This window comes from Streptomyces sp. NPDC005899 (assembly GCF_040629645.1).
In the GTDB taxonomy this organism is placed as follows: Bacteria; Actinomycetota; Actinomycetes; order Streptomycetales; family Streptomycetaceae; genus Streptomyces.
On record NZ_JBEXWB010000339.1, the window covers coordinates 1 to 6,816 of the forward strand.

The window sequence follows — 6,816 nt, forward strand, 5'->3', positions numbered from 1 at the left end:
GTTCACCGGGGCCCACCGGCGGCCGGCGGGGTGGCGAAGGAGTAGGGGGCCCAGGGGCCGGTGACCTCGACCTCCACTCCCGGGACGCCGTCGGCCAGCCCTTCGAGCGCCGCGCGGAACTCGGCCTCCTGCGAGGCGTGCACCAGGTATGCCTCGTTGGCGATGTTCTCGCCCGCGGCCCGGGCCAGCTCGCCTTGCTGGGGCCGGTGCGACATGTGCGCCCGGGCGATGTCCGCCACCCGAGCGGGTATCGCCGCTGCCACGGCTCCGGCCGCCCGGTAGGCGTCGCGGTGGTTCTGCCGCTGCGCCCGGCGTTGCTGCAGGTAGGCGCGGCCCGGGCTCGCAGCCCGCCCGCTGTCCTGGCCACCGCCCACCGTGGCGGCGGCGGTGGCGGCCTGGCGGGGGTCGGCGTAGACCTTGACCCCCAGCTCCACATGGCCTTCGAGACGGGACAGCAGCGCGTCGAACTCCGGCCCCCGCTCGTCGAGCATGGTCCGCACCCGGGCGTCGTCGGCGTACACCGTCGCCAGCCGCATCGGGAGCACCGTCGTGTGGGCCGAGGCGCTCTCGACGACGGCGTGGTGCGTGCGGGCCATCACCTCGAGCAGCCCGAGGTCCTCCATGCGGGACGCGATGCCCGCCGAGTCGAAGGACTCGGAGGGCACCGAGGACACCACGGCGACCAGGCCATCGCCCGGTACGGTCCGCAGCGCCCCTTCCTCCAGGCCCGGGTGTCCGGTCAGCGCCGTGTCGAGGGGGGTACCGGCGCGGCCGACGGCGTAGACGTAGGAGAGCGTCCGTGCCGTCGCCGGGTCGAATTCCGTCGTCACTCGCGTTCCCCGCCTTCCGCTTCCCGCACGTCGGAGCGCGGCAGCGCTCCCGGCGCGTCGCCGGACGCCGCGGTGAGCCCCGAAGCGGCTCGCAGTTCGGCGATCTCGGCCCGGAGCCGCTCGTTCTCCTGGGCGAGCGTCCCCTCCGCCCTCCCGTCACCGGACGGGTCGGGGGCACCGGCCACCTGCCGCTCCGGCCGTGCGCGGGAGGACAGCGAGGGATCGTGCTCCCACCAGTCGATACCCATTTCCTTGGCCTTGTCCACGGACGCGACCAGCAGCCGCAGTTTGATGGTCAGCAGCTCGATATCGAGAAGGTTGATCTGGATATCGCCCGCGATCACGATTCCCTTGTCGAGAACGCGCTCAAGGATGTCGGCGAGGTTCGCGGAGGAGCCTTGCTGACCGTACGGGGACGCTGCCGAGGAGCCCCCCATACGGGCGGCCAGTGAATCGGACACGTGGAATCAGCCCCGTCCGCTGTCGTGTCGGCGTCGCACGTCAGCCACGCGCCGATGCCGTCCGGCGCCGGCTGCGCGGGGCCGGCTGCTCGTCGGCCTCTTCGCCCTGCTCGGGCTCGTCGGCCTCTTCGTACTCGTCCTCGACGTCCTCGTCCTCGGCGTCCTCGGCGTCCTCGTCCTCGGCGTCCTCGGCGTCCTGAGGCTCGTCGCCCTCCTCGGCGTCCTGAGGCTCGTCGCCCTCCTCGGGCTCGTCCGCCTCCTCGAACTCCTCGCCGTCCTCGGCGTCGAAGGGCTCCTCGTCCTCGGCGGCGTCCTCGCCCCGGGGTTCGTCGTCGGAGGCTTCCTCGTCCTCCTCCAGCGGTTCGTCGTCCGCGGGCTCCTCGTCCGAGTCGGCGTACGCGTCATCGGTCTCCGACGGCTCGTCGTCCGTCTCGTCCTCGTACCCGTCCTCGGCCCGGCCGGACTCGTCCCCGTCGTCAGCGTCCGAGTCCTCCGCGGCGCGGGCCTCCTCCTCCTCGACGGCCTCGTCGTGTTCCACCACGACCTCGCCGTCCCGGATCTCGCCACGCCACCCGTCGGTCGCCTCGCCGCGCATCATGATGAACTTGCGGTAGAGCTTGAGGTCGAGCCGGGCCCGGCGGCCCTGGGCCCGCCAGATGTTGCCGGTCTTCTCGAACAGGCCCTTCGGGAAGTACTCCAGGACCAGCAGGACGCGCGTCAGGTTGTCGGTGATGGCGTGGAAGGTGACCACACCCTTCACCGTGCCCTTGGCGCCTTCCGTGGTCCAGGTGATCCGCTCGTCCGGCACCTGCTCGGTGACGTTCGCCTTCCAGCTGCGGGTGGACTTGGCGACCTTCACCTTCCAGTTGCTGCTGGTGTCGTCGGCCTTCTCCACGCTGACGACACCCTTGGCGAAGGTGCTGAACTCCTGGAACTGGGTCCACTGGTCGTACGCCTCGCGGACCGGCACGCCGACGTCGATGTCCTCGCTGATGGTGACGCTCTTCGACTTGCCGCCGCCACCCTTGCGCCCCTTGCCGAACAGTCCCTTGACCTTTTCCTTGAGTGCGTCCTTGACGTGCGAGGCACCGGCGGCCATGGCCGCCTGGGCGGGCGACTTGCCCTCGCTGAGCTGCTGCCCGCCCTTGGCGATGCTCTTCGCCGCACCGCCCAGGCCGCCCTTGCCCTCGGCCATCGAGCTGACGCCCTCACCGAGCCGCTGCCCGAGGCTGGTGACCGCGTGCTGCGCACGGGCCGCGAGGTAGCTCTGGAGCTCCTCCTTGAGCCGGTCGGTGGCCGGGTTGTTCGCCACGCTCTCCTTGACCTTGCCGAGCGTCGAGTCAGCCATTGCTGCCACCCCGCTCCTTGCGGGCGGCCGACGTGGTCTTGCGGGCGCCGGAGGAGGCCGTGCGTGCCGCGGACGACGTCTTCTTGCGCGCACCGCCCGACGCCGAACGGCCGGCTCCGGAGGCGGAGCGGCCCGTCGACTTCGCGGGTGACTTGGCGCCGGACTTCGACGAGGACTTCGCCGCCGTGCCCCGGCGCGGGGCCGGCTTCTCCTCGTCGGAGTCCTCGTGATCGTCGTCCCGCGCCTCCGCCCGGTCGTCGTACTCCTCGTCGTCCTGCCCGTCGTCACGGGAATCCGCGCCGTCCGGGTTCTCGAGCGCGAGGGTCCGCCTGTGCAGGGAGTCGGCGAGCCCGCTGGCCCGCTGCGTCAGGGCGTTGGTGGCGGCGTTCTTGGTCGCGCTCACCACTTCCTTGCGCACCTGCTCGTTGAGCGTCCCGAGGACCGGCGAGTCGGCCAGCATCCTGCCGAGCTGCTTCGGGTCCAGGTTCAGCTTCTTGCCCGCCAGGAACATCCCGAAGCCGATCGCCATCTTGGCCTTCTTCGTGCGGCCGAGGAGGTATCCCCCTACGAGGGCCGCAGCTATCTTCCCGTTGCCTGTCATCTCTCGAACACCTCAATCTCCTGTCTCAGGAGTTCTTTCTCAGACGCTCCTGGTATGCCTCGCACACTTCGAGGCGGTCCAACAATTCGTCCTCGCGCCGGTCGAATTCGTCCTCGTCGATGGCACCGCTCAGCAGTGCCTGCTCGAGTTCCGCGAGCTGTCCGCGTACGGATTCGGGGTCGTAGTAGTCGCGCTCGGCCGCGAGCAGGACCTGGTCGAGTACCCAGGCCGTGCCCCGTACGGGAGCGAGCGGGAATGTCAGAATCTGCGAGATGAGACCCATGACGAGGACTCCTCCTTCGCGGGGACGGTCCGGCTCAGGTGAAGCTGTAGGGCGGCAGCGGGCCGTTCAGCCGGAATTCGTATTCGTCGCCCCAGCGCTCGGCCTCGTCGTGCACGGCCTGCGAGAACGCGGCGGCGTCCTCGCGCCTGACGAGGTACGAGACGTTCAGGAAGTGCTTCGTGGTGGGCTCGCCCTCGGAGGTGCGTTCGGCCGCGGGGACGAGAGCGGACGCGATGTCACGCCCCGCCGCGTCCTGACGGACCTGCACTTCCTTCGCGACCAGTTCGCCGAGTGCCATCATCTTGTCCTGCGCACCCGGATTGCGGCGCGTGTACTCGGTGAGTTCCCGGGCCTCCCCCGAGTCGTGGAGGATCTCCCTCAGCAGTCCCTCCTCGTCGCGGGCGACCTTGAGGTTGTACTCCAGGCGCCCGTCGAGTTCGGCGAGACGAGTGGTGTACCCCTCCCTCTCGCGTTCGAGGGCTTCCAGCACCTGATCGTCGTCCGGCCCCACGAGTCCGAACCGCATGGGGAGCGCGGCCCCCTCGGCCATCAGCCGCTCCAGCACGCTCTGGTGGGCGACGAGGTCACGGCGCTTGGCGCGCAGTCCGGGCGGCGCGTCACTGACGACGGCGCACAGGTCGCCCGCCTTGAGGGTCCGCAGCTCCGACGGCGGGTCGCCGACACCGGACAGACCTTCCAGCCGCAGCGGATGGCCGGCCGCGGTGATCGCGTAGATGTACGTGGCCATGGACTATCCCTCCTCTCGCTGAGCGGTACGGCGACTGCTGCTCGAAGCAGAGGTCTTGCGCGCCGGCCGCTTCGCCGGTTCCTTCTCCTTCTCGCCCGAGTCGTCGCGTCCGCTCTGGAAGGACTCGGTGAAGGCTTCCACCGCGCCCGTCAGGGCGCCTTTCGACTTTCCTTTGGCTCCGCTCTCCACCGTGTCCCCGACGATGTCGGTCAGCTGGGCGGGGGCCTTACGGCCCGACTCGAGGTCCAGCCGGTTGCACGCCTCGGCGAAGCGCAGGTAGGTGTCGACACTCGCGACGACCACGCGGACGTCGATCTTGAGTATCTCGATTCCCACGAGCGAGACGCGAACGAAGGCGTCGATGACGAGCCCCCTGTCGAGAATGAGCTCGAGGACGTCGTAGAGATTTCCGGAACCGCCTCCGCTGTTGGAGGCGTTACTCTGCTGTACGAGACTCATCGTCGGTCTTCCTTCCAATGAGTTGTGGTGTCACGTGCGTGGGTTCTCTCGTGCGTTCTGTTCAGCGATCGACCTGACCTCGCGAATACCGGCGAGTCCTCTCGTAGCCCATGAGTTGCCCCTGGCCGTCGAGGGTGACGCGATAGGTGGCCATGACGCTGGTGGTGTCCGGGATCTTTTCGATCTCGACCACCTCCACATCAGCCGTCCAGCCGTCCTCCGTCGCCTTCATCGAGGAAACGGAAGCGGGCTCACACTGAAGCAACTCCGCGAGCTGACCGGTGGCGTTACGCATCGCCGTGGGGAGGCCTACGCGTTCCGGGCCGCTCCTGCCGCTCTTGTCTTCGGTACTTTCAGTCGTCGCCATGCGTCCGCCTGCCGTGTCATCGGGACTGCCGTCGCAGTTCTTCGGTCAGCCATTTGTTCGGGGCTGCATTGCGCGTGCCCATCGAACTCGAACGTATGCATCCACGAACGCGCAGGCAGTCGGGGCGGACCCGCGCGACGGGGCGGGCCGGCCGCCCCACGACGGCGGCGATCAGGCGAACAGGGCCTGGGCGAGGGCGAAACCACCGAAAGCGGCACCGACGCCGGCCGCGATCGAGGCCGCCACATTGGCCACGGCGAGGCGCACCGCTCCGCTCTCCGCCAGGCGCAACGTCTCGTAGGAGAACGTCGAGTACGTCGTCAGCGCCCCGCACAGTCCGACACCCAGGAGCAACTGGACAAAGTGGCCGGCGGCGCCGCCCATCACGGCGCCGGTCAGCACGCCGAGGACGAGTGAGCCCACGACGTTGACGGCGAACGTGTCCCAGGGGAAGACGGTGCCGGGCCCGAGACGGGCGGCCACCCGGCCGGTCAGGTAGCGGAGCACGGCGCCCACCGCACCTCCCGAGGCCACGAGGAGGACGTCGCTCACGACGCCGTCCCGCCGGACCCGAGGAAGGCGGTACCGCGAACGGTTCGCGGGCCCGTCCGGGATGCCGGGCCCGCGGCGCCCGACTTGTCCAGAACATACGGATTCTTCACACGTGGAAGGAAAGCCGGAACACGTTCACCGACGCCCCACGTGGCGACCCGGACGGGCAAGCCGTCGACCACGGACGGCAGGCGGGCGGCGTGGGTACGGTGCCCGATGTCCCCGCACAGAGGTCGGTGGGGCCGGTGGTCAGCACCACCCACACGTACGGTCAGCCCCGCGGTAGGGCTTGCGGTCCGGCTCATCGCACACTCCGCCTCGCCAGGAGAGCGCGCGTACACCAGGCGCCGGCGCCCACCGCCGTGAGCGCGGCGACAGGGGTGGCCGCCAGACAGGCGAACGCCGTACCGGCGTGCCCCGCGTGGAACAACCGCTCGACATCCACGCTGTACGTGGAGAACGTGGTGAAGCCCCCCAGCACGCCGGTTCCGAAGAACGGCCGGACCAACCGGTGCACCGGGCACGCCTCTGTCACCGCGACGAGGAACGCCCCGATCACCAGGCATCCGACCGCGTTGACGGTCATCGTCGACCAGGGAAACCCACCCGCCCCCGTCGGCCACAGCCGGGCCGCTCCGTAACGGGCGACGGCACCGAGAGCACCGCCGGCCGCGATCACCGAGACGACGGCGATGTGCGGGCGCCACAGCCCGGGTCGCCGGGCCGTGGCCGTGGTGCGGGCACCGGGTCCGGTCGGCTGCGCCACCACCGGCATGTCGGACTCTTCCGGGGACATGTCTCGCTCCTACGCGTGGTTCCACTTCCGCGCTGGGAGTGGCCGGTCACGAGTAGGGACCGTTGGCGGCTCATGCCACGGTTGGGTACGGCGGGCCCCACCGCCGCGCGGCGCCACCGGCGCCGCAGGACGTCCAGCATAGCGGGCCGGGGGGCCCGGACGGGCCTGCGCCCCTGGCGCGCCGACGCGTCCGCACGGCCCCCGGCCTCCGGGTCTGCGAGCCCGCGAGCCCTCGAGCCCTCCCCCGGATCCGGCCGGGGGAACGCCGGACGGCAGCGCGCGGTGCGCATGACCGGAGGACGCGGGCCCCGGAGTGGCGCCCGGACGTGACCGTGCACCTCGTGGAGCGGCCGGCCGGGTGTCCGGCGCGC

General features: G+C 70.5%; 10 protein-coding genes. All 10 read right to left on the minus strand.

Annotation, left to right across the window (positions count from 1 at the left end; all coding sequences use genetic code 11):
- Nucleotides 1-2 precede the first annotated feature (2 nt).
- Nucleotides 3-830 (minus strand): GvpL/GvpF family gas vesicle protein, encoded by an 828-nt coding sequence (locus tag ABZ371_RS26910; protein WP_358684184.1) that lies wholly within the window; start codon nt 828-830, stop codon nt 3-5.
- On the minus strand, nt 827-1,267 hold the full coding sequence (locus ABZ371_RS26915) for a gas vesicle protein (RefSeq protein ID WP_358684202.1): 441 nt from the start codon (nt 1,265-1,267) through the stop codon (nt 827-829). The genes ABZ371_RS26910 and ABZ371_RS26915 overlap by 4 nt, the downstream gene beginning before the upstream one ends.
- 64 nt (nt 1,268-1,331) lie before the next feature.
- On the minus strand, nt 1,332-2,639 hold the full coding sequence (locus ABZ371_RS26920) for an SRPBCC family protein (protein WP_358684186.1): 1,308 nt from the start codon (nt 2,637-2,639) through the stop codon (nt 1,332-1,334).
- Nucleotides 2,632-3,240: a hypothetical protein gene (locus ABZ371_RS26925; protein ID WP_358684188.1), complete on the minus strand. Its 609-nt coding sequence runs from the start codon at nt 3,238-3,240 to the stop codon at nt 2,632-2,634. Before ABZ371_RS26925 ends, ABZ371_RS26920 begins: the two co-directional genes overlap by 8 nt.
- A gap of 25 nt (nt 3,241-3,265) precedes the next feature.
- Entirely contained in the window at nt 3,266-3,523 is a 258-nt protein-coding gene (locus ABZ371_RS26930) for a gas vesicle protein GvpG (protein WP_358684190.1), read from the minus strand.
- A 34-nt stretch (nt 3,524-3,557) separates the two neighbouring features.
- On the minus strand, nt 3,558-4,271 hold the full coding sequence (locus ABZ371_RS26935; RefSeq protein ID WP_358684192.1) for a GvpL/GvpF family gas vesicle protein: 714 nt from the start codon (nt 4,269-4,271) through the stop codon (nt 3,558-3,560).
- A 3-nt stretch (nt 4,272-4,274) separates the two neighbouring features.
- Nucleotides 4,275-4,730 carry a gas vesicle structural protein GvpA gene (locus ABZ371_RS26940; RefSeq protein ID WP_358684194.1) on the minus strand — a complete coding sequence of 152 codons (456 nt, stop codon included), beginning with the start codon at nt 4,728-4,730 and terminating at the stop codon, nt 4,275-4,277.
- A 61-nt stretch (nt 4,731-4,791) separates the two neighbouring features.
- Nucleotides 4,792-5,097 (minus strand): gas vesicle protein, encoded by a 306-nt coding sequence (locus ABZ371_RS26945; RefSeq protein WP_358684196.1) that lies wholly within the window; start codon nt 5,095-5,097, stop codon nt 4,792-4,794.
- A 171-nt stretch (nt 5,098-5,268) separates the two neighbouring features.
- Entirely contained in the window at nt 5,269-5,649 is a 381-nt protein-coding gene (locus ABZ371_RS26950) for a CrcB family protein (RefSeq protein WP_358684198.1), read from the minus strand.
- A 301-nt stretch (nt 5,650-5,950) separates the two neighbouring features.
- Complete coding sequence (locus ABZ371_RS26955; RefSeq protein ID WP_358684200.1) at nt 5,951-6,445, minus strand: CrcB family protein; 495 nt, start codon at nt 6,443-6,445, stop codon at nt 5,951-5,953.
- Between the last annotated feature and the right edge of the window lie 371 nt (nt 6,446-6,816).

Excerpts from the sequence above, each read along its gene's own strand:
- ABZ371_RS26915 (WP_358684202.1), bottom strand. The coding sequence starts at position 1,267 with ATGGGGGGCTCCTCGGCAGCGTCCCCGTACGGTCAGCAAGGCTCCTCC.
- ABZ371_RS26920 (WP_358684186.1), bottom strand. The coding sequence starts at position 2,639 with ATGGCTGACTCGACGCTCGGCAAGGTCAAGGAGAGCGTGGCGAACAAC.
- ABZ371_RS26925 (WP_358684188.1), bottom strand. The coding sequence starts at position 3,240 with ATGACAGGCAACGGGAAGATAGCTGCGGCCCTCGTAGGGGGATACCTC.
- ABZ371_RS26930 (WP_358684190.1), bottom strand. The coding sequence starts at position 3,523 with ATGGGTCTCATCTCGCAGATTCTGACATTCCCGCTCGCTCCCGTACGG.
- ABZ371_RS26935 (WP_358684192.1), bottom strand. The coding sequence starts at position 4,271 with ATGGCCACGTACATCTACGCGATCACCGCGGCCGGCCATCCGCTGCGG.
- ABZ371_RS26940 (WP_358684194.1), bottom strand. The coding sequence starts at position 4,730 with ATGAGTCTCGTACAGCAGAGTAACGCCTCCAACAGCGGAGGCGGTTCC.
- ABZ371_RS26945 (WP_358684196.1), bottom strand. The coding sequence starts at position 5,097 with ATGGCGACGACTGAAAGTACCGAAGACAAGAGCGGCAGGAGCGGCCCG.
- ABZ371_RS26955 (WP_358684200.1), bottom strand. The coding sequence starts at position 6,445 with ATGTCCCCGGAAGAGTCCGACATGCCGGTGGTGGCGCAGCCGACCGGA.